General features: G+C 61.7%; 18 protein-coding genes, 1 CRISPR repeat array and 1 riboswitch. Of the genes, 9 read left to right on the plus strand and 9 right to left on the minus strand.

Translation table 11 applies throughout. From position 1 onward, the window contains the following. Positions 1–2 precede the first annotated feature (2 nt). The 3 genes from NW848_RS15625 to NW848_RS15635 form a co-directional block, all read right to left on the minus strand. Complete coding sequence (locus tag NW848_RS15625; RefSeq protein ID WP_011429979.1) at positions 3–419, minus strand: DUF1636 domain-containing protein; 417 nt, start codon at positions 417–419, stop codon at positions 3–5. A gap of 97 nt (positions 420–516) precedes the next feature. After that, positions 517–2,460 (minus strand): TonB-dependent receptor, encoded by a 1,944-nt coding sequence (locus NW848_RS15630; protein ID WP_414390375.1) that lies wholly within the window; start codon positions 2,458–2,460, stop codon positions 517–519. A gap of 39 nt (positions 2,461–2,499) precedes the next feature. Further along, positions 2,500–2,641, minus strand: a riboswitch (cobalamin riboswitch). A gap of 91 nt (positions 2,642–2,732) precedes the next feature. Continuing rightward, a complete protein-coding gene (locus NW848_RS15635; protein WP_414508242.1) occupies positions 2,733–4,523 on the minus strand; it encodes a DUF1565 domain-containing protein in 1,791 nt (596 codons plus the stop codon). A 163-nt stretch (positions 4,524–4,686) separates the two neighbouring features. Here NW848_RS15635 and NW848_RS15640 point away from each other — a divergent pair, with 163 nt between their 5' ends. The 3 genes from NW848_RS15640 (at position 4,687) to ald (ending at position 9,509) form a co-directional block, all read left to right on the plus strand. Next, positions 4,687–5,904: a pentapeptide repeat-containing protein gene (locus tag NW848_RS15640; RefSeq protein WP_011429982.1), complete on the plus strand. Its 1,218-nt coding sequence runs from the start codon at positions 4,687–4,689 to the stop codon at positions 5,902–5,904. A gap of 188 nt (positions 5,905–6,092) precedes the next feature. Further along, entirely contained in the window at positions 6,093–7,223 is a 1,131-nt protein-coding gene (locus NW848_RS15645; RefSeq protein ID WP_011429983.1) for an LptF/LptG family permease, read from the plus strand. Positions 7,224–7,281: 58 nt separating this feature from the next. Then, positions 7,282–8,082: direct repeats of the CRISPR family, unit length 37 nt; unit sequence GTTTCCGTCCCCTTGCGGGGAAAAGGTAGGGATCAAC. A gap of 335 nt (positions 8,083–8,417) precedes the next feature. Next, positions 8,418–9,509, plus strand: coding sequence for an alanine dehydrogenase (gene ald / locus NW848_RS15650; RefSeq protein ID WP_414402809.1), 1,092 nt, complete (start codon positions 8,418–8,420; stop codon positions 9,507–9,509). A 9-nt stretch (positions 9,510–9,518) separates the two neighbouring features. Here ald and NW848_RS15655 read toward each other — a convergent pair whose 3' ends face one another. Further along, complete coding sequence (locus NW848_RS15655; RefSeq protein ID WP_011429985.1) at positions 9,519–10,151, minus strand: ribonuclease D; 633 nt, start codon at positions 10,149–10,151, stop codon at positions 9,519–9,521. 239 nt (positions 10,152–10,390) lie between these two features. Beyond that, the gene (gene rpsN, locus NW848_RS15660) at positions 10,391–10,696 is read right to left on the minus strand and encodes a 30S ribosomal protein S14 (protein ID WP_011429986.1); all 306 of its coding nucleotides are present in this window, start codon (positions 10,694–10,696) and stop codon (positions 10,391–10,393) included. A gap of 144 nt (positions 10,697–10,840) precedes the next feature. On the opposite strand from rpsN, the gene NW848_RS15665 reads away from it, so the two are divergent. Then, positions 10,841–11,164, plus strand: a complete 324-nt coding sequence (locus NW848_RS15665) for a hypothetical protein (RefSeq protein ID WP_011429988.1) — start codon at positions 10,841–10,843, stop codon at positions 11,162–11,164. On the opposite strand, the gene NW848_RS15670 is transcribed toward NW848_RS15665, so the two are convergent. Both NW848_RS15670 and NW848_RS15675 read right to left on the minus strand, forming a co-directional pair. After that, positions 11,161–12,681: a YcjF family protein gene (locus tag NW848_RS15670; protein ID WP_011429989.1), complete on the minus strand. Its 1,521-nt coding sequence runs from the start codon at positions 12,679–12,681 to the stop codon at positions 11,161–11,163. The genes NW848_RS15665 and NW848_RS15670 overlap by 4 nt on opposite strands. 80 nt (positions 12,682–12,761) lie before the next feature. Further along, a complete protein-coding gene (locus NW848_RS15675) occupies positions 12,762–13,253 on the minus strand; it encodes a cytochrome c oxidase assembly factor Coa1 family protein (RefSeq protein WP_011429990.1) in 492 nt (163 codons plus the stop codon). 512 nt (positions 13,254–13,765) lie between these two features. On the opposite strand from NW848_RS15675, the gene NW848_RS15680 reads away from it, so the two are divergent. Next, complete coding sequence (locus tag NW848_RS15680; RefSeq protein ID WP_041438224.1) at positions 13,766–14,080, plus strand: hypothetical protein; 315 nt, start codon at positions 13,766–13,768, stop codon at positions 14,078–14,080. A 22-nt stretch (positions 14,081–14,102) separates the two neighbouring features. Here NW848_RS15680 and recJ read toward each other — a convergent pair whose 3' ends face one another. Both recJ and NW848_RS15690 read right to left on the minus strand, forming a co-directional pair. Continuing rightward, the gene (gene recJ, locus NW848_RS15685) at positions 14,103–16,331 is read right to left on the minus strand and encodes a single-stranded-DNA-specific exonuclease RecJ (protein WP_099812214.1); all 2,229 of its coding nucleotides are present in this window, start codon (positions 16,329–16,331) and stop codon (positions 14,103–14,105) included. Between the two features lie 113 nt (positions 16,332–16,444). Then, positions 16,445–16,612: a hypothetical protein gene (locus tag NW848_RS15690; RefSeq protein WP_083759159.1), complete on the minus strand. Its 168-nt coding sequence runs from the start codon at positions 16,610–16,612 to the stop codon at positions 16,445–16,447. Positions 16,613–16,875: 263 nt separating this feature from the next. Between NW848_RS15690 and NW848_RS15695 the strand changes: the two genes are divergently transcribed. From NW848_RS15695 to NW848_RS15710, 4 genes are all read left to right on the plus strand, one after another. Continuing rightward, positions 16,876–17,799: a metallophosphoesterase family protein gene (locus tag NW848_RS15695; RefSeq protein WP_011429994.1), complete on the plus strand. Its 924-nt coding sequence runs from the start codon at positions 16,876–16,878 to the stop codon at positions 17,797–17,799. Between the two features lie 75 nt (positions 17,800–17,874). After that, on the plus strand, positions 17,875–18,621 hold the full coding sequence (locus NW848_RS15700) for a phosphoadenylyl-sulfate reductase (RefSeq protein ID WP_011429995.1): 747 nt from the start codon (positions 17,875–17,877) through the stop codon (positions 18,619–18,621). Positions 18,622–18,624: 3 nt separating this feature from the next. After that, positions 18,625–18,936 (plus strand): antibiotic biosynthesis monooxygenase family protein, encoded by a 312-nt coding sequence (locus tag NW848_RS15705; protein ID WP_099812213.1) that lies wholly within the window; start codon positions 18,625–18,627, stop codon positions 18,934–18,936. 131 nt (positions 18,937–19,067) lie between these two features. Beyond that, positions 19,068–19,412 (plus strand): ArsR/SmtB family transcription factor, encoded by a 345-nt coding sequence (locus NW848_RS15710; protein WP_414402808.1) that lies wholly within the window; start codon positions 19,068–19,070, stop codon positions 19,410–19,412. The last annotated feature ends 383 nt before the right edge of the window (positions 19,413–19,795 follow it).

Consider the following 19,795-nt stretch of genomic DNA (forward strand, 5'->3'; position numbering starts at 1 on the left):
TCCTATTGGATTGGCGGAATGCGGGCAATCACCCCCTTTTTGATGGGGCGCTCTGCCCAGGGCAGGATCCCATCGGGCTTTGTCAAATACAGCTCCGCCGTTTGTAAGATTGGCTCTACATCTTTTGGATCGAGATCGCCAAAGACATAGGTCATCTTCCCCGGGGCTGCTAGGGCAATCACGCAGGCATGGCTGCAGCCGCTCATACAGGCAACTGGCTTCAGGTGCAATTGGGAATTGAGCACTTGCGATTGCAAGGCGGCCAGGAGCATTTCTCCTTTGCTAGTCCCTTCTTTTTGGCCGTTCACCCAGCGAGATCCGCAGGTGGTGCAGATCCAGAGGTAATGTTCGGCCTCAGCTTGAGCCGAAGTTGTCGATGGAGAAAAGTTAGGAGATAGAGAGTTGGTTGAGATCGCCATAAGTTGCATCCAAACTAAACCGTAAAGCAGACAATCAACTTGGAAAGTTCTCGCTAAAAGTGGTCAGCCGGAGAGTTAAAAACAGCCTGGGATATCGCTAAAATTGCCCCCGCAAGTTCACCCTCAGCGTGCGGCCAACTCCGGGATAGCCGGGGAAAACTTCATACTGCTCATCCAGCAGGTTGTCGATCCCCAACTCTAGGCTCAGGGCCTCAGCCAACGGGATCCCGCCGCGCAGAGCCACGGTGGTGTAGCCTGGCAGGGATTCCGTATTGGCATTGTTGGTAAAAAAGCTCCCAATGTGATGGACCAAAATCGAGCCGTACCAGCCCTGCTCGTGGCGGTAGCTTAGGCCTAGATTGAAGCTATCGGCTCCTACAAAGGCTAGCTCTTTGCCAACTGTGGCCGGGTTAAGGGCAGCGCGGATGATGGGATCATTGAGGGTGTAGTTGGCAAAAAGCGTCCAGTTTTCCCCCAAACGCAAATCTAAAGCCGCTTCCAGGCCGGTATATTCGACCAGCCCGATATTTTCATAGGTTCCCCGGCGCGGCCCAAGGCTGACAAAGGTGATGCCATCGCGGATGCGGTTGTGGGCAAAAGTTAAGCGCAGCAGGCCAAAATCTCCCAAGGCTTGATCTAAGCCAATGTCAAAGCTTTCCCCTCGCTCTGGGCGGAGATTGGGGTTGCCATCCACTTCAAAAAAGCCGCGCAGCCGAAAGAACAATTCCGAGATCAAGGGGGTGCGAAAGCTGCCGGCGTAGCTGGCCCTCAAGGTAGTTCCCTCGGCAACTGCCCACCGGATCCCCACAGCCGGCGAGGTGGCCGAGCCGTTGGCCAAACTGCTGAAGTCCTGACGGATGCCCAGGTCGAGGTGGAACTGGGGATCCGGGCTGTAGTCCAGGCGGGCAAACAGGGCCCCCTGGTTAACCGTATCGTCGTAGTTGATATTGGCAGAACCCCTGGCAAAAGAAAAAGTCGTATTGCGGGCTGAGATAGAGCGATAATCTGCCCCCAAAACTCCCTCTAGGTTTTCGCCGGCCTGCCAAGCATATTGAAGCTGGGATCCCCAGCCATTGCGCAAGATGACGTCGCGGGATCCCTGGCTTTGCGGAGCGCTGAAGCGGTAGTTGAGATCGTCCAAAAAGACTCTTGCCTGCAGGGATCCTGTTTCCTGAGTCCACAGCCAACTGAGATCCAGCAGCAGATCGTTGGTGTTTTGCTCTGCGTCGGGAGAGGGAAACTCTACACTGCCGGGCACGCGAAAGGCTTTGTTGAGGTAGAGGGCGTTGGCTGTTAGGACTTGATCTTCGGCCAGTTGCCAGGTGAGCTTGGCCTGCAAGTTGTGGTACTCCACCGCCGAGTTTTCCCGCCTGCCTGACTTGCCCAGCCGCTCAATGGCAAAGGGAAAGTCGTTGTTACTTTGCAGACGGCGATAGCTGAGCACCCAGCCCAGATCCTGGGCTTGGCCGCGACTTTGGATCCCTTGCTCATTGAGACCGTAGCTGCCGACCGCCGCTTCCAGCACCGTCTCCGTTTCTGGCTGCGGCTCCACCGTGACGATGTTGATCACGCCGCCAACGGCGTCTGAGCCGTACAGGGTAGAGCCGCCGCCGGGGGAGACTTCAATTCGCTCGACGACATCGGTGGTGATTTGCGAGAGGTCAAACCCCCCGAAAAAACCCAGATCGTTGAGAGGGCGGCCATCCAAGAGCACCAATACCTGCGCCGTTCGCGCCCCTCGCATGAATTGAGAGCTAAGAGCTCCCAACTGAGTTCCCGCTGTGCCATCGCTGAGGATCCCGGGCAAGTAGCGCAGGGCTTCCTGCACCGTCCTTGCCCCTTGCTGGCGCATCTGCTGGCGGGTGATGACATAGACTGGGCGGGAAGACTCTCGCAGCAGGCCGGGACGGCGAAACGGGGTGGTGACGGGTTGATTCAAAATCTCGGCGCTGAGGCCGGTATCCAAGATTGCCTGCCCCCAGGCCGGGATCCCCAAACTCAAGATCCCCAGCCCAAGGCTGAGACATACAGTTACTTTCATCCGGTTGCTCCTGCTTCCGTGCGACGCGGAAGGGCTAAGCTTTGAGCCAAAGCCGCAGGCGGGCATCCTGACTGAGGGCCTCAGCCCATCACAGTTGCGGCACAGCGCCGGATTTGCACCGGACTTTCCCCATTGCTTGCCCTGGCTGATCCCCAGGACAACCTGACGGCACGGCTTTCCTCCCCATTGCTCTGGAAAAAGCCGTGCTAGGCATCATACATTCCCTGCTGGGGAGTTCCTATCCTGCCGGGGGGGATCCCTGGGCAGTGAGGTCAACGGAAGATCATCTCCGCCACCGCGTCAAAGCCGGCGTCCAACAGCCGATCCAAGACTGACTGGGCCTGGCTGCGGCTGTCGTAGAGGCCGGCCTGCAGCACCCTCCTGCCGTTGAACACGGTCTCCACCGCTTCGGGGACGAGCTGCCGCAGCCGCTGCAAATCGTCGCTGCCCTTGGGGGTCACCAGCACACGAAAGCGGGTGGCCGACTCTGCTGGGGCTACCGCCGGTTCTGGAGCCGCGGCAACGGGAACAGGGGGGGTTGTTGGGCTGCTGCCCGCTTGTCGGCGAGCCGGGGGTGGCAGGAGGGTAGTAATATCCGTGAGAGGAGCCACAGATTGCTGGCGGACGGGAGTGGCAGGAGCAGGCTCAACCGGTTGGGCAGGCGTGGTGGAGCCATCGGGGGTGAAGGGGACGGCAACAAACTCCTGGGGTTGAGCGCCTGCCGGCTGAGGGGGGGCACTGGGCAAAATGCGCCCTCCCGATCCCGCTGCAGGAGGGGGAACGGGGGCAGTCGATTGGGGCACCGTCACCACCGGCAAGGTGGGAGAGGCCGCCGCCGGCTGGGGATCCCTGCTGGGAGCCGGAGGCTCGGCCTGCGGAGTTGTGGGCAGCGTCAAGCCGCCTGCCGCAATGGGTGGCGGGGCGTTGCTGGGCAGCGCAGCCACCGTGGTCTGGCCGGCCAGATCCAGTTCCCCTTTGGTTTTGCCTGCCAGTTGGTTGCCGTTGGCGTTGAGGCGCAGACTGCGGGTGGCGTTGAGGATGTCGTACTGGCCGTTGCCCTCAAAAATGTTGTTGCCCGGATCCGAAGCCGTGCCCAAATCTGGCTGGGCGGTGGTGATAGCTGTCAGGCCAGTCTCCAGGTTGCGGGCAATGAGATTGTTGCGCAGGATGGGACGGGCGCTGCCGCCGACCACAATGCCGGTGCGGTTTTGCAGGATGCGGTTGTTGCGCACAATCGGCGCCGAGCGCTGGTCGATGGTGAGGCCAAAGCCGGTCTCTTGGAAGAGGTTGTTGACAATGGTGGGCTGGGAGGTGCCCAAGACGGAGATGCCGTTGGCCCCGTTTTTGTAGAAGCGGTTGCCTTCTATCCAGGGGTTGGAGGCGCCGGCGATGAAAATGCCGTCGTGGATGCTGCCCACAAAGCTGTTGTTGAGAATGCGTGGGGAAGCCGATTCTACCCAGAGGGCGTAGCCGCGCCGACCCTGGTTGCGCAGGGTAACCCCCCGCACCTCTGAGCCGGTCTCTGCCAGCAGGGCAACGTTTTGCCGGGCCAAGGTCGGGCTCATGTAGGTGCCGCCGCCATCGATCAGGTAGCCCTCTCCCAAGGTGGACTCGTCCCCGCGCAAGATAAGGCCGGCCTTGAGGCGGATGGGGAAGACTTCGCCGCTTTCTGCGCTGTACACCCCCGGCAGAAGCTGGATGATGCTGCCGGCTGGCGCCCGGCTGATGGCATGGGTGATGGTCTTGAAGGGGTTGTTGCGGGATCCATCCCCTTGGGTATCGCTGCCATTGGCGGCATCCACAAAAATGGCGGGGCGGTCGTCCGGCAGCGGCGGCGCTTGGGGCAGGGCCTGCTTCTCCAAAAGGCCGGTGTCCAGGGAAGTTTGCGCCCAACTGGGATCCCTTCCTGCCGCCAGCAGTAAGCTGGTGCTCAACAGCAAAGAGGTGGCCAGTCGCGTCAGCGTCGCGGAGCCGTGACGCTGCAACCGCAAGTCAGGCAGGACTGCTGTAAATTGGTGTTCGCCGGATTTCTGCAGACGGATGAACGATAAGGAAGAGATCATAGGAGTCATCCCCACACCAGGCTGGGCCAGACAAGGAAGGAGGGTCGAGGCTATCCTACCAAACCTGACAGGCAGGATCCTGCCCTCTTCCCCAACTCCAAATACGGACTGACGCAGGCTTCTTTTTGTAGATCCAACGCTACCCCTAGAGTATACCCTTGCCATGACCGACGAAGCCCTTGCCCGCGAAGGCTCCTCCCAAGAGTTGCCGCTGGCTTCCCTCTCGTCTGGGCGCCCCCTGCTCAACCTGCTGTTGTTGGGGATCCCAGCCCTGCTGCTGCTGCTGGGCCAGTGGGCAGGGCAGCCGGCCCTGGGCTGGGGGGCGGTGCTGGCTTGGCTGGGCCTGGCCGGCTGGTGGGGGCAGCCGCTCTGGGTGCAGATCGGGCGCGACCTCTGGCAGTGGCTGACCACCTGGCCCAGCCTGGGGTGGGCGGCAGCAGCTCTCGGCTTGGCGGTGATGGGAGGATTGGTCTGGAGTGGAGCCTTCTCGGCCCTGGGATCCCTGAGCTGGGAGGCCATCGGGGCTTTGGGCGAGGTGTTCGGGGCTACAGGTCAGATCCTGATCGCCCTCCTGGCCGCCTACATCGCCTGGCGGCAGTACGTCATCTCCCGCGACCTCACCATCCAGCAGAACATCATCACCCAGCAGCAGACCATCGACGCCTACTTCGAGGGCATCTCCAACCTGGTTCTCTCCCCTGACGGGCAGTTGGACGACTGGCCCCTGGAGCGGGCCATTGCGGCCGGGCGCACGGCGGCGCTCCTCAACGGCGTGGATCGCTTTGGCAAAGCCAAGATCCTGCGCTTCCTCTCCACCGCTAACTTGCTTAGCCCCCTGCGCCGCGACGAACACCTGGGCCGGCCCATCCTGGACGGCAAAGGCGGCTACCAGCGGGATCGCCTCAACGGGATCCGGGTGGTGAATCTGGGCACCATGCTGGAAGGGGCCGACCTGCATGGCACCCTGCTGCGGGGGGTGGACTTCAGCGAGGCCAGCCTGGAAAGAGCCAACCTGCGGGATTGCGACCTCAGCCACACCAACCTCTGCGGGGCCAACCTGCGCAATGCCGACCTGCGCGGCGCCGATCTCTACCGCGCCCTCTTGTTTGTGGGATCCCTGCAGACGGCTTCTCCGGCTCAGCCAGGAAAAAAGCCCGATTTTAAAAGCGGGGCCTACGCCGGCGCCATCGTGGCCGGCGCGGACTTTCGCCGGGTGCGTCGCCTTTCCCCCGAACAAAGAGCCTACCTGGCCGCCTGGGGAGCCAAGCTGGATCCTGAGCCCCCGCTTCCCCTCAACTCCTCGGCCAGCCGTTTGGATCCCGGCGGCGAAACCGAGCCCTTACCCCCTCCTGCCGAGCCGCCGGCCTCCCGGAGGCCTTGATCCAGAGCCAATGGCCGGCAAACCTGGGTTCAACGCCAGCGCTGCCATGGTCATGGCAAACAGCCATGAAACAGCTTGTGAGTTGATCCCAGCTCCCCTCTCCCTCTGGGAGAGGGGCTGGGGGTGAGGGCCTGCCGGAGAACCGTTCAAGCTAGCCTGAAATAGCCCCAATCCCTCAATTGTTGGACATGGCCCGCTTGCTCACCAAGTTCTGGCTGCTGGAGCGCTACCTGTTTGGGCAGATGCTCACGCCGGTGCTGGCCGGTATAGCTGGGGGAACCCTGCTGCTTTTGGCAGGCCGGCTCTTTACCTTGGCCGAGCGGCTGGTCGAGGGATCCGTGCCGCCCCTGACGGTGTTGCGCCTTCTCATTTTGGATCTGCCGGAGATGGTGCTGCTGGGCATGCCCATCGCCGCTTTTTTTGCCACCATGCTCACCTTGGGCAAGCTGAGCGGCAACAGCGAGATTACCGCCATGCGGGCAGCCGGGATCCCGTTTACGCGCATTTTTCGTCCCCTGTTGCTGGTGGGGCTGCTCATGAGCCTGAGCGCTTTTTGGATCAGCAACGTGCTCCTGCCGGCCAGCAAACGAGAAATCCGCCAGATCGACCAGCAGGCGCTCCTGGCCCGGGCCACCACCCCGGTGCAATACGACGTCTTTTTCAGAACCGCCCGCGTTGGCGGGACGGAAGACAACCTCTGGTTTTTCATCCGCCAGGTGGATCCGCGGCTGAACACCATGCAGGATGTCACCATCTTGCAGGTGGATCCCTTGCCGGGGGGCAAGTACCAGTTGGCAGAGGTGACCCTGGCGGCCCAGGCGGTGTGGAATGGCCTGGACTGGACCCTCAGCGAAGGGGTGACCCACCGCTACGGCCCTGACGGCCTCAGCCTGGCCGAAGAGCCCTTCGACCGCAAGCCGCTAGAGGTCTCCCAAGATCTGGCCGCCCTGATGCAGCCGCCGGTTCCGCCCAACGAGCTGAGCCTGCCGGAGCTGGCGGAGCGCATCTCCCGCCTGGCCCGCTCCAACCTCAATACCCAGCCCCTGCGCACCGAGTTCCACATGCGCTTTTCCCTGCCCTTGGCCAGCTTTTTTGCCGTCTTGATCTCCCTTCCCCTGGGATCCACCACTGCGCGGCGGGTGGGCCGCTATGGGGGTGTCGTCTTCGGGATCCTGTTGGTGTTTGCCTACTACGTGGTGCTGAGTGTGTCTCGCAGCCTGGGCGAAGCAGGAGCCCTTCCCCCCTGGGCGGCAGCCTGGAGCTTCAACATCCTCTTCGGCGGCCTCGGCCTGCTGCTGTTGGCCCGCTTCCTGCGCTAGGGATCCCTTCTGGGCAGAGCAACCCCCGACCTAACCAGGGATCCACCGGAGCCCTATAGTTTCCGTCCCCTTGCGGGGAAAAGGTAGGGATCAACGGTGTTCCTTTATCCCTGTAAAGGGAGGTACAAAATGAAAAGTTTCCGTCCCCTTGCGGGGAAAAGGTAGGGATCAACTCCCTGAGTGGATTCTGAACAAGTTCGCGTACAGAAAGGTTTCCGTCCCCTTGCGGGGAAAAGGTAGGGATCAACACTCTGGGCTTAGCCTCTAGTACAGCTCAACTTTGGCAGTGTTTCCGTCCCCTTGCGGGGAAAAGGTAGGGATCAACTGCACAGCTGCCGGGTCTTTTTCATAACCCAGCTCGAGGGAAAGTTTCCGTCCCCTTGCGGGGAAAAGGTAGGGATCAACTACTCATCCCAGTACTCCCCAAAGTTGGGGTCACACTGGGGTTTCCGTCCCCTTGCGGGGAAAAGGTAGGGATCAACTTAATTTGACCCCACACACCATTAATGAGGTGGTGACGTTTCCGTCCCCTTGCGGGGAAAAGGTAGGGATCAACTTAATCACATGGACTGGACCGTAGAGTCTGTTGAGGACGAGTTTCCGTCCCCTTGCGGGGAAAAGGTAGGGATCAACACTCTATTTTTTCATTAGTAATCCGAGAGTGTACCTGTTTCCGTCCCCTTGCGGGGAAAAGGTAGGGATCAACACTTGATGGAACCGGTAATCACCGTCATTGTCCGTGATGTTTCCGTCCCCTTGCGGGGAAAAGGTAGGGATCAACCGATCTCAATGTTCTGGGGTGAAAGCGCACGAACCCGCTACGTTTCCGTCCCCTTGCGGGGAAAAGGTAGGGATCAACCCTACCCCCGGAAAAGGCTGAATCCATAAGGTTTTCAAGGTGCGTTTGCGAGGGAGTACGGAGACTTCCCGAAACAGATATTAACACTGCTTCGCCGGATAAGCGCAAGTCGGGAAATTCGCTGTTTTGAGGGCATTATGTCACGTTTTTGGGTCAATTTGGGCAAGCAGTTCTAGATTCCTCTTAAAGCCTGGTGTTGCCAGGGGAAAGCTAACAACGGCTCGCCCCGACAGATTGCGCACAAAACTTTACAATTCCTGCCGCCCCCCGTCGGCCAGGGATCCCATCCCAGCGCTGGTCTGTCTAGACTGGAAGACAGCCCTATGGGGATCCCTATGCGCATTGGTGTGCCCAAAGAGATCAAGGAGCAGGAGTTTCGCGTTGGCCTGACGCCGGCGGCGGTGCGGGCTCTGACGGAGCAGGGGCACCAGGTGTGGGTGGAGACCCAAGCTGGCCAGGGGGCGGGCTTTAGCGACGAAGACTACCAAAAAGCGGGGGCCAAGCTGGCCGCCACCCCTGAGGAGATCTACCGGCAGCAGTTGGTGGTGAAGGTCAAAGAGCCCCTGCCCGCCGAGTATCCCCTGCTCCACCCGGATCTGATCCTGTTTACCTATTTGCACCTGGCGGCCAGCCGCGAGCTGACTCAGGCCCTGCTGCGTTCGGGGGCCACCTGCCTGGCCTACGAGACGGTGGAGCTGGCCGATGGATCCCTGCCTTTGTTGGCGCCCATGAGCATGATCGCTGGGCGGCTCTCGGTGCAGTTTGGCGCCCATTACCTGACCCGACAGCAGGGGGGGCGGGGCGTGTTGCTGGGCGGGATCCCGGGGGTGCCGCCGGGGCGGGTGGTGATCCTGGGCGGGGGAACCGTGGGCACTGAGGCGGCCAAGATGGCCGTTGGCCTGGGGGCACGGGTGCAGATTTTGGACATCAACCTGCAGCGCCTCAACGAGCTGGAGCTGATCTTCGGCTCGCGGGTGGAGCTGCTCTACAGCACCGCCCAAAGCATCGAGGAATGTGTCCGCGAGGCCGACCTGGTGGTGGGAGCGGTGTTGGTGCCGGGCAGACGCGCCCCGGTTTTGGTGAAGGAAGAGCTGGTGGCCCAGATGCGGCCCCGCTCTTTGATCGTGGATGTGGCCGTGGATCAGGGGGGGTGCATCGCCACCACCAAGGCCACCACCCATGCCCAGCCGGTTTACGAAGCCTATGGAGTCTTGCACTACGGGGTTCCCAACATGCCGGGGGCCGTCCCCTGGACCTCGACCCAGGCGCTGGTCAACGCCACCCTCCCTTACATCTTCAAGTTGGCCAACCTCGGCTTGAGCGCCGCCTTGGAGCAGGACCCGGCCCTGGCCAAGGGGCTCAACCTCTGCGGCGGCAAGCTCATCCACCCGGCGGTGCGGGCCACCTTCCCCGACTTGGCCAACTGAGGGCCTTCGCTACTGGTGCTCGAAGACGTTGCCATATCCCAGCAGATCCAGCTCCACCAGGGTGGGGAGGTGTTGAAAACAGCGCTGTGCCAGCTCCCAGCGCTCTTCCCGCTGCAGCATTTGGGCCAACTTGTGGCGCACCGGGATCAAGTAACGAACATCGTTGGCCGCGTACTCCAACTGCTCCGGCGAGAGGGCCTGGACGTTTCCCCAGTCGGAGCTCTGGGCAGTTTTATTCAGCTCCACCCCGCACAGCTCGCCCACCACGTCCTTCAGGCTGTGCTTGCTGGTGTAGGTGCGGGCCAGCTTGCTGGCAATTTTGGTGCAGAAGACCGGCCAGGCCTGGATCCCCAAGTGGTAGCGCAGCATGGCCAGGTCAAAACGGGCGTAATGGAAGATCTTTTCGATGTTGGGATCCGTCAGCAGCCGCGCCAAATGGGGGGCCTGCTTCACGCCGCGGCTCAGCCGCAGCAGCACCACCTCGCCGGCAGCGTTGGCTATTTGCACCACACAGAGCCTGTCCCGCTGTGGGATCAGCCCCATTGTTTCGGTGTCCACAGCCAAGAGGGTTTCCCCGGCCAGCGCCTCTGCCACTTCGGGGGTGAGATCTTCGTCGCAGATCTGGAAAGGCTCTAGGGCCACAGGGATCCCTCGCTAACTTGGCGAGAGCAGCCGCCCGGCTGAGATACTTCCCTCGCCTGAAGACAAAAGTTTTTGACATCTCAACCAGCGCCGCTGGCCGACCAGCCCTGAGCAAACTCCACCCCCCTCGGAGACAGGAGATGCCCTCCCCTCGACTGAGACGGCCAGCAGCCTGGTTTTCGCTCGCAACGCTCCGCTCCTGCGGGCGGGGTTGTAACCAGCGGCTGGCAAGCTTGGCTCTACCAGCTTGCCTTGACCACGCCCGGCAGCAGGCCGCGGTGGGCCATTTCCCGCAGGCTGTTGCGGCAGAGGCCGAAATCCCGGAAATAGCCGCGGGGACGCCCGGTTTTCCAGCAGCGGTTGCGCAGGCGGGTGGGCGAGCTGGCCCGAGGGAGTTTTTGCAGTTGGGCGTGCAGCTCCATGCGGGTGGCCTGGTCGATGTTGGGATCGGCCATGGCCGCCTTGAGTTGTTGGCGCTTCTCCCGGTATTTTTCGACCAAGCGTTGGCGCTTTTTCTCCCGCTCGATCATGCTTTTTTTAGCCACGGCTCACCTGTTTCCCCAATTTTTCGGCTTTACTAGGATAGCGGGCAACAACAATCTGCAGCAAGGGATCCCCGGTGGGATTCCCGTGGTCGACTGCTTGCCCTTGCGGCGATCTAGCTGTACAGGCCAAGTTGAGGGTGGGGGATGGCCCTTTCCAAAGTAATTTCGTTCATCGCTGCCAAGTTCAAGGTTTCCCCGGAGCAGATCGAAGCCGCCCGCGTGGTCATTTACAGACCGCCGGCGTTGCTGGCCGTGCTCAAGTCGGTTCCGCCGCTGCCCAAAGAGGTGCTGGCGGATCCCAGCTTGACCTACGCCTACCCTGCCCCCTTTATCGAGTGGTCGAAGCGGATGCACGGCCTGGCGGAATGGGACGATGTGCCCGCCCTCAGCTACGCCGACTACGTGGCGCAGATGGAGCTGGCCTTCATGCCGACGGACATTGCTGTCGAGGCCACCAACAAGGACTAGCGCAGGCGAAAAACCCGTTCTGAGGCCTGGCGGACAAACTCCTTGAGCCAGCCCGATTTTTGGGCGCTCTCCACCTGGGCCTTGACCACTGCCTGCATCCCCCCTTCCCCCCAGCTTTGGTTGCGCTGGAAATACTCGATGAAGCTTTTGCCGGCAATGCGGGTGAGATAGCCGGCGCTGGCCGCCTGGATGGGGGCTGTCGCCAAAAAGCCAACCACGCTCACCTCAGCCACGGTGGCCAGGAGCCCGGTGGTCAGTTGGAGCGCCCCCTCCACCAGCCCCAGGCCGGCCAGGGTCTTGGCCAGCGACAGGGCCAGCTCCCGCCCCTGCTGCAGGTTCATCTTGCAGCCGTAGAGGGATCCCAGCTCCACCACCATCTGGGCGTTGATGGCGGCAATGGCCAGCAGATCCAGCGCCGGGATGGGGTTGGCAAAGACCACGCCGGTCACGATCCACTGAAAGCGGTCGATCACCTCCTCCGCCTGGCGGCGCAACTGCGCCTGGATGATCCGCTTGGCCTCTTCGCCCAGTTGCTGGGATTGCAGCAGGGCATTGTCCAACGCCAGGGATCCCCCCTCGGCGTAGAGCACCGCCTGGACGCGATCCCGCACCGCCGCCACCTCCGGTTCCGGCTGCCAGGTTTGGGATCCCACCTGTACAGGGGCTGGAGCAGCGGCGGCCGGCAGCACATCTTCCGGTTGGATCAAGGGGTAAACCCGTTCCCGCAGCCGTTGCAGCAGGAGCCGCCGTTCTTCGGGGGTGTAACGGTCGATTTTGTTGAGCACCAGCAGAGCCCGCTTGCCCAGGGCGATCAACCGACGCAAGGGATCCACCTCCGACCGGCGCAGATCCCCGTCCACCACCACCAGCAGCAGATCGGCAGCTTGGGCCTGGGCCTGCGCCTCCTCTTCCCGCATCGCCCCTGCCGGCCCGATCTCCAAAATGCCCGGACAGTCCACGATCTGCACCGGGTGGGGGATCCCGGGCAGGTCCCAATCGTAAACCGCCACCGCCTGCGTGGTGCCCAGCGTTGCCCCCACCGCCCCCACCCGCCGCCCCAGCAGCGCGTTCACCAGCGAGGTTTTGCCCGCCGATCCGGTGCCGAAAACCACCACCTTCAGTTGCGGCTGGGCCAACTGTTGGGCCAGCCGGGCCGACCGTTCCGCCAGCGCCGCCCGCGCCACCTGATCCTGGATCTGCGCCATCTGAGCTTCTAGTTGCGCCAGGTTGCGCCGGGCTGCCTCCCACTTCTCGGCAGGAGTTGCCGGGGGAGCTGGCCTGGGAAGCCTCTCGGTTTTAGGGGCGGGGCGGAACAGAAACAAGTAGTAGATGGAAGCGGCCAAAAACACCAGCAGCAGCAACACCAGCACCCCGATCAACAGCCCCCCCAAAATCGGGTGGTAGCGGGTGGCGTAGTACAGATCCAAAAACGATTGGATCAGCCAGACGATCAGGCCCGCGAACGAGGCCAACAGCGCCAACAGCAGCAGCAAGCGCAGATAGGGAACTGTTCGCATAGGGATCCAGGGCCACAACCGTTCGCGTCAGCGGGACGGAGTCCTTTTGACTTTACCCGCGGCTAAGCATGTCCAACTACTCAGATCTCGCCTGTCGGCAGCACTGCCCCTGCAGCCGGCTCCTCTTGTTCACAGCGGGATCCCCCCTCCCCTTTCAGGATCTGTATGGCCTGTGGATCCCCATCCACTTTCACCTGCAGATGGCGCAACTGCCAGGCTGAGCCGGCCACCCCCCGCTCCGACTCCACAGCCACCTCGCCGGTGCGCCGGGATCCCGTGATCAAAAAGGACAGACAGGCCCAGCCGGCTTGCTCATCCTCTTGAAAGCGCAGCCGCGAGGGCCAGCCCGGACGCAGGGGATCCCCCAGCCGCTCCACCACCACCGCAGTCTGTTCGAGCCGCTCCACCGCCAACTGGTAGGTGCGATAGGCGCCTGAAGCCCGGATCCCATTCCAGACCAGGATCCCTGCCCCCGCCAGCCCCAAGCCCAGCACCGCCAGCAGGCCCAGACAGCCGCATCCACAGCAGCCCAAAGGGGCGGCACAGCCGACTTTTTGGGGGCTTTCCGACACAGCCAATCGCAGAAGTAGGACGCCCCCAAACTAACACAGAACGGCTGCGCTGCCCCCTGAGGGGGGAGCCAGCTCTCCCTTGGCAGGGATTGCAGAAAGTAAAGTCTGGACAGGCCTACGCCATTTGTCGGTAGTTGCAAGGCCTCTTCGTTTCCGTATTACTACAGACAGTGGCTCGAAAAAATAGGATGTCGGCCAAGTTAAGCAAGTTCAGACAAGCCATTTGCAAGTTTAATTTTGCACTGCCCCATCAATGGGATCCCTAAGTATCCAATTGCTGCTCCGGCTTCGAGTTAGACGTGAAAGTCTAACGCATCGCCGATCCTAGGTTTCTCTCCGCATGGGATCTGAGCAAAGTCGAAGCTTATAAACCCGTGAAAGGCCCGGGATCTTGGGCAGCGAAAAAGCCGGCAAAGTGCGTATATCCAATCCGCCATTCGGCGGAGTCCATTTCAGAGGGTCTTGCCGAGAATGAAACCAGCGAAAAGTCTCAATCCAAGAGCATCCCCACCATGAGTGAGATCAAAAGCACGATTGTGCAGCAAATTATTCAAACTGCCATGATGACCGGTCTGCTTACCGCTGCTCAGGAACACGAACTTAACGTCAAAGTCTTCCAAGAGGATTGCTCCGAGGCTGACCTCTTCCTGCTGCGCCGCCTGCACCGCTGCCTACGCCAGGGATCCATCCGCCGGATCCCGGCTTTGCACAACACCATAGCCGTTGGCCGCTTTGGCCCTCCCTTGCGCCCGCTGCCCGACAGAGCCGAAGAGGCACAACTCCAGCCGGCAGGGCTAAGCGTAGTGCGCAATCCCAAAGTTGGCTGATGGTGGTGCCGGGGGGCGTCTTCTACTTCGGAGAAACAACTGCCGGCAGGGGATCCGGTCGCAGCAGCCGCTGACAGAGCTGGGCGATCTGGGTGGGGCTGGCTTCGTCCAGCCAGCGGTGAAAAGCTTGGGATTCTTGAATGCGGCCCAGCAGCCGTGTTGGGATCTGCTCCGGCCCCTCCAATTCCGCCAGCCACTGCCAGGGCAAGCCGGTTGTCGCCGCCAGGACATGGGGATCCCATTGTCCCGTCCGCCCCAATTCCTGGAGTCGGGCGATTTGGTGGGGGAGGCGCTTCCAGTGATGACCAGAAGCGGCCAGGATCAGCGTTTGCGGCTGCACCTGCTGCAGCAGTTGGGCTAGATTTGCCGGCAGCCAGGGCCAGCGGGCCAGCAGCAGAGCTGTTTTTGCCGACGGGAGGAAGTCTTGCTCGAGAGGAAGGGCCTGCCCATCGTAGCGGAAGACTTCTTGGAGGGAATCCGGCAGGGGGCGTTGCCGGTAATCCTGGATCCGAAGGCTGGGGGCGGAAACGGTGGGCGCCTGCCAGTCGCCAGAGGGGCGCACCGCCAGCACTTTGCCCTGCCAGGGCTGCTCGGCTTCCAACTGCAGGGCGATGTCCAAGGCCTGGCATGCTTGCCACCGCTCCAGCTCTTCGCCGGCTTCCCAAAACCAGAGGGCACGGGATCCCAGCTCAAACTTCAGGTGGCGGCCATTCTGGGAAGCCCTCAGCCTGACGCTGCCGCGGCGAACGTTCATCAAGGCTACGACAGGGTTGGGGTTGCCGTGGCCAAAGGGCTGCAGAAGCTGCAACTGCCGATACACCTCGTCCAGCTCTGCCACCCCATCCCGGCCCTGAGAGGCCAACCGCTCCCAATCGATAACAATCTCCACCGCCAAGGCGCGAGCTTGGCGATCCGGGCCGACCCGCGCGGCCAGCTCCCGCCGCAAAGCCAGTTGTACGGCGGCCAGGCAGGACAGATCCACTTGGATCCCAGCGGCCATGGGGTGGCCGCCTCCCCCCAGCAAGAGGGGACGCACAGCCTCGATGGCCTCCACCAGGTTCACCCCCGGAATCGAGCGGCCCGAACCATAGCCCCGTCCCGTCCTCTCGTCTTTGGCAATCAACACCGTCGGGCAACCGTACTGCTCCGCCAAGCGCGCCGCGGCGATCCCCAAAACCCCCGGATTCCAGCCGCTTCCGGCCAAAACAATTGCCCGCTCCCGCGCCAGATCCAAGCTCTCCACCTGTTGGCTGGCCTCTTGCAGAACCTGTTGGGTGAGTTGCCGACACTCCTCATTGAGGGCAACGAAATGCTCCACCAGCGTCTGGGCCCGCTGCGGATCCGAGGTGGTCAACAGCTCCACCGCTAGGCTGGCATCGTCCCAGCGACCAATGGCGTTCAGCTTGGGGGCAAGGCGAAAGGCGATGTCCTGGGCTGTCGGCGTTCCTGAGGATTGGCTGTTGCTCACCCAATCCAAAAGAGCCCGCAGCCCCGGACGCTGGGTGTTGGCCAGCACGGGCAGGCCCCGCTGCACCAGGTAGCGGCACTCCCGCTGCAACACCGCCACATCGGCCACGATCCCCACCGCCACCAGATCCAGGTACTCTTCTACACCAGGGATCCCCAGCGCTTGGTAGAGGGCCTCCGCCAGCTTGTAGGCCACCCCCACCCCCGGCAGAAAGCGCAGCGGGTGTTCCTCTGGCAGGCGCAGCGGGTTGACCACCGCATAGGCAGGGGGCAAGGGATCCGGCAGGGCGTGGTGATCCGTCACGATCACGTCCACCCCTTGGGCTTGGGCCAGAGCAATCTCGGCAGCATTGCCTATGCCGCAATCCACCGTCAGGAGCACCTGGCAGCCTTGATCCAGCACCTGCTGCAGCCGCTGAGGGTTCAAGCCATGCCCTTCGGTGCTGCGCAGCGGTAGAGTGAACTGGACTCGGAAGCCCAAGGTTTGTAGCGCCGAGAGCAAGAGGCTGGTGGCGGTAACGCCATCGCAGTCGAAGTCTCCCCAAATGCAGAGGGTTTCTCCTCTTTTTCTTGCCTGCAACAGCCGCGCCACCGCCCGCTCCAGATCCGGCAGGGATCCCGCTGGCGTGGGAGAATACTGATTAGGATCGACAAAAGCCCGCGCCTGTTCTCGGCTGTGCAACCCCCGCAGAGCCAGCACCTTGGCCGCATACTTGCCGTACTCTCGGCTCAGCTCCGGATCAAATTGAGGCGGGGTGGGCAGCAGCTCCCAGCGGTATTCCATGCAAGCTCGACAGGAATAAAACTCCCTGGGAGCCTATCAAAAACTGCTCAGGGAGAAAAGCAGCTTGGGATCCCGGAAAGCAAAAGCCGGGGTGAGCGATCCCTGCCAACCTGCTATTGACAGCAGTGAGAGGCCACGCAGCAAGGGGAGGGGTGGGCGTGGTCATGGGTGGCACAGGCTTGGCTGCAGTAGAGTTGGCCTTCGTAGCGATAGCCTTGGCTGCTTTCGAAGCTGCAGTTGCAGTGGTCACAGGCGCAACGAACAAGGGTGGTAGCAGACATGATTTTTTCTCCTTGCTTGAACTGAGGGATCCTCTTGTCGAAGATCCGTGTTGCTATACCCTAGCAGTTGCTCGGCAGCGGCGCCGGAACAAGAATCAGACTCATTTGTGACGATTCCAAATCGCAGCAACCACAACTCCCCTCTCCCAAAGGGAGAGGGGCTGGGGGTGAGGGTATCCTGGCTGAGGTTAAGAGAAGCCCATAGCCCTCTAGCCGGTTATTGACTATGATGCGGGCGTGAGGTGTGAATAAGTACCTAGGTGATGGCCACCCAAAGGATTTGCTTTGCCCAAGTCTCAGATGTTCACCTAATGCCGGAGACAGGGTGCCGCTGCTGGTGGATGTCCGATTCCCCCCGCCGCCAGTTGGAAGCTGCCGTTGCCCATCTCAACCAAGTGCCGGATCTGGACTTTGTGGTGTTCACCGGCGATTTGGTGGATCAAGCCGATCCGGAGAGCTTTGAGGTGTTCCAGGAGATCCTCGCCCAACTGCGGGTGCCCTACTACCTCAGCCTCGGCAACCACGATATCGACACCTTGGGGAGGGAGGGGCGCTTCAACCGGGAGCAATTTATCCGCTGGTGCCAACGTCAATTTCCGTTGCCCCTTGCCCCCACAGGCTATGTCGATTACAGCCTTTCCCCCCTGCCTGGGATCCGCTTGATTGCCCTCGATGCCAGCCTGGGCCAGTTCCCTCTGCCCCAGGGCGTGCTGCGCCCCGCGCAACTGCGCTGGCTAGGCGAACATCTACAAGCGGTGCCGGAGGAATGGCTGATCCTGCTCATCCATCAGCCTCCCTTTATCTCCCCCACCCAAATGGATGCGGTTTTGTTCCGCAAGTACCGGCTTCGCAGCGAGCAAGCTGTAGCTCTGCATACCCTCTTGGCCGACCACGGGCGGGTGGTGGCAGTGTTGAGTGGACATCTGCACGTGCCGAAGGTCTATGTGCAGGACGGAATCCCCTACCTGACAGCGCCGCCTCTGGTGGGGCCGGTCTCCGCTCTGCGCGTGTTTGAGTTGGACGTCAACCCACGGCGAGGGGTGTTGCGCTACCACTGGGTTCACCTGCCGGAGCCGGATCCCAGACCTCTCTGGCATGGCCTGGTCATGGGAGTTCGGCGGGATCGCTGGGGACAAATCCCCCTGCGGGCCAAAGGATCTCGATCCCTGCCCGCCGTTGCCCAGTAGCCAAAAATCCTAAACCTTGACCGAATTAGTGTAGATTAAAAAGGCAAAGAGCCTTGGATTCGATGTCTTCCCCCTATGACTGCAACCCTTTCTTCCTCCGGCCACTGGGAGCTGGCGGCTCAGGCGTTACGAGAGCAGTATCAGCCGCAGGTAGCTTCTCTGAGCGAGCGATTTGAGCCTTTGTCGGCGAGCGACCTGCTGGCCTGGGCCGTTGCGGAGTTTGGGGACGGGCTGGTGCTGGCCTGCAGCTTTGGACCGGAAGATCTGGTTCTCATCGATCTGCTCACGGCCATTCGCCCCCAGGTGCGCGCCTTTTTCCTGGATACCGATTTTCACTTCCCGGAAACCCTGCAACTGCAGCAGCAGGTGTTGGCCCGTTACCCCCATTTGCAGCTGGAGATCTTCAAACCGCTGCTCACCCCCGAAGAGCAGGCGGCGCAATATGAGCCGGAGCTGTACCGCACCAACCCTGACCTCTGCTGCAGCCTCCGCAAGGTAGAGCCCCTGAATCGCGCCCTGGCCAACTGCACCACCTGGATTACGGGGATGCGCCGCGAGCAATCCCCCACCCGCGCCGATATCGGCAAGGTGCAGTGGGATGGCAAGCGCAACCGCCTCAAGCTCAACCCGCTCGCCGACTGGACAAACGGCCAAGTCTGGAAGTACATCCTCGACCACGGGATCCCTTACAACCCCCTCCACGACCGCAACTATCCCAGCATCGGCTGCATCCACTGCACGGCGCCGGTGGAGCCGGGAGCGGATCCCCGCTCTGGCCGCTGGAAGGGCACAGCCAAAACCGAGTGCGGCCTGCACACCTAGCCTATGAACCCTTCGCCTGTCCTAGAGGTGGCTCAGTTTGAAGTCAGCCCCGGCTCTGAAGCCGCTTTTGAGGCTGCCATCGCGCAAGCCTTTGTCTACCTACAACAGACCGATGGCTATCGGCAGCACCAACTGCAGCGCTGTTTAGAGCACCCTCAGCAATACCTGTTGCTGGTACACTGGGGATCCCTGGAGGCCCATTTGGTTAACTTCCGCCAATCGGAAAACTTTGTCCGCTGGCGCGCCCTCCTCGAGCCCTACTTTGCTCGGCCACCGCAGGTGTTGCATTACCAACTGCTGCCGGGGTTGACCTGATCAGAGGCAGCGCGAGCCTAGGGTTGCGCTGGTGCTGCAAAGCAATGGCGGCCTTCCCAGTCCAGGAGCAACTGGGGTGGGGGGAGTGCTTGCCGACGGGAGCGCAAAGCTCTTGCTACCCTAGTCGAAGGATGGTTTCGTGGTTGGCCAAGGTAGAGGAGGATTTGCTGTGTGAGCAGGTACGGGAGGGATTTCACGCTCTCTCCGATCCGATTCGCCTGCGCGCGCTGCAACTGTTGCGTGGGCGGGAGCTGTGCGTTTGCGATCTCTGCGAAAAGCTGCAGGTAAGCCAATCCAAGCTCTCGTTTCACTTAAAGACCTTGCGAGATGCGCAGTTGGTCAACGCTCGCCAGCAGGGGCGCTGGATCTACTACAGCCTCAACCCACCTTGCTTTCAGCTCTTGCAGCATTTTTTGGATAGCCTAGGACAAGCTGCGCCCTCTGAGGTTGCCGTTCCCTGTGCGGAGGATCCCTAGGTATTTATCCTCGATTGAGGCGCAGGTTGCTTGCCCTGCCGCCCTAGCCCTGGGGGGGGGGACGCCACAACCCCCGCTACAGGGCCTACGGCCCGCTGACGTGAAGGAATCTCAAACTGCCTCAGCAGATACTTCCTCCTCAGATTCACCCCCCACCCTGTCTTGGTGAAACCTGACCAGAAGTTTCCGCATCTGAGAAGCCGTCTGCCGACACTCTCGGCGAACAGCTACCTTGACACTCCCACCGCCTAAAGGCGGGGGATTCTTACGCAGTCCACAAAAGAACCCGCAACGGCGTTGTCAAAGCGCCTCTAGACAGTTCCTTAACGCAAAGCCCCAAGGTTCTGCTGACTTTCTTAAGCAGGTTGGCGGCAGCATTCGCC

It is taken from the genome of Synechococcus sp. RC10A2 (assembly GCF_047502605.1).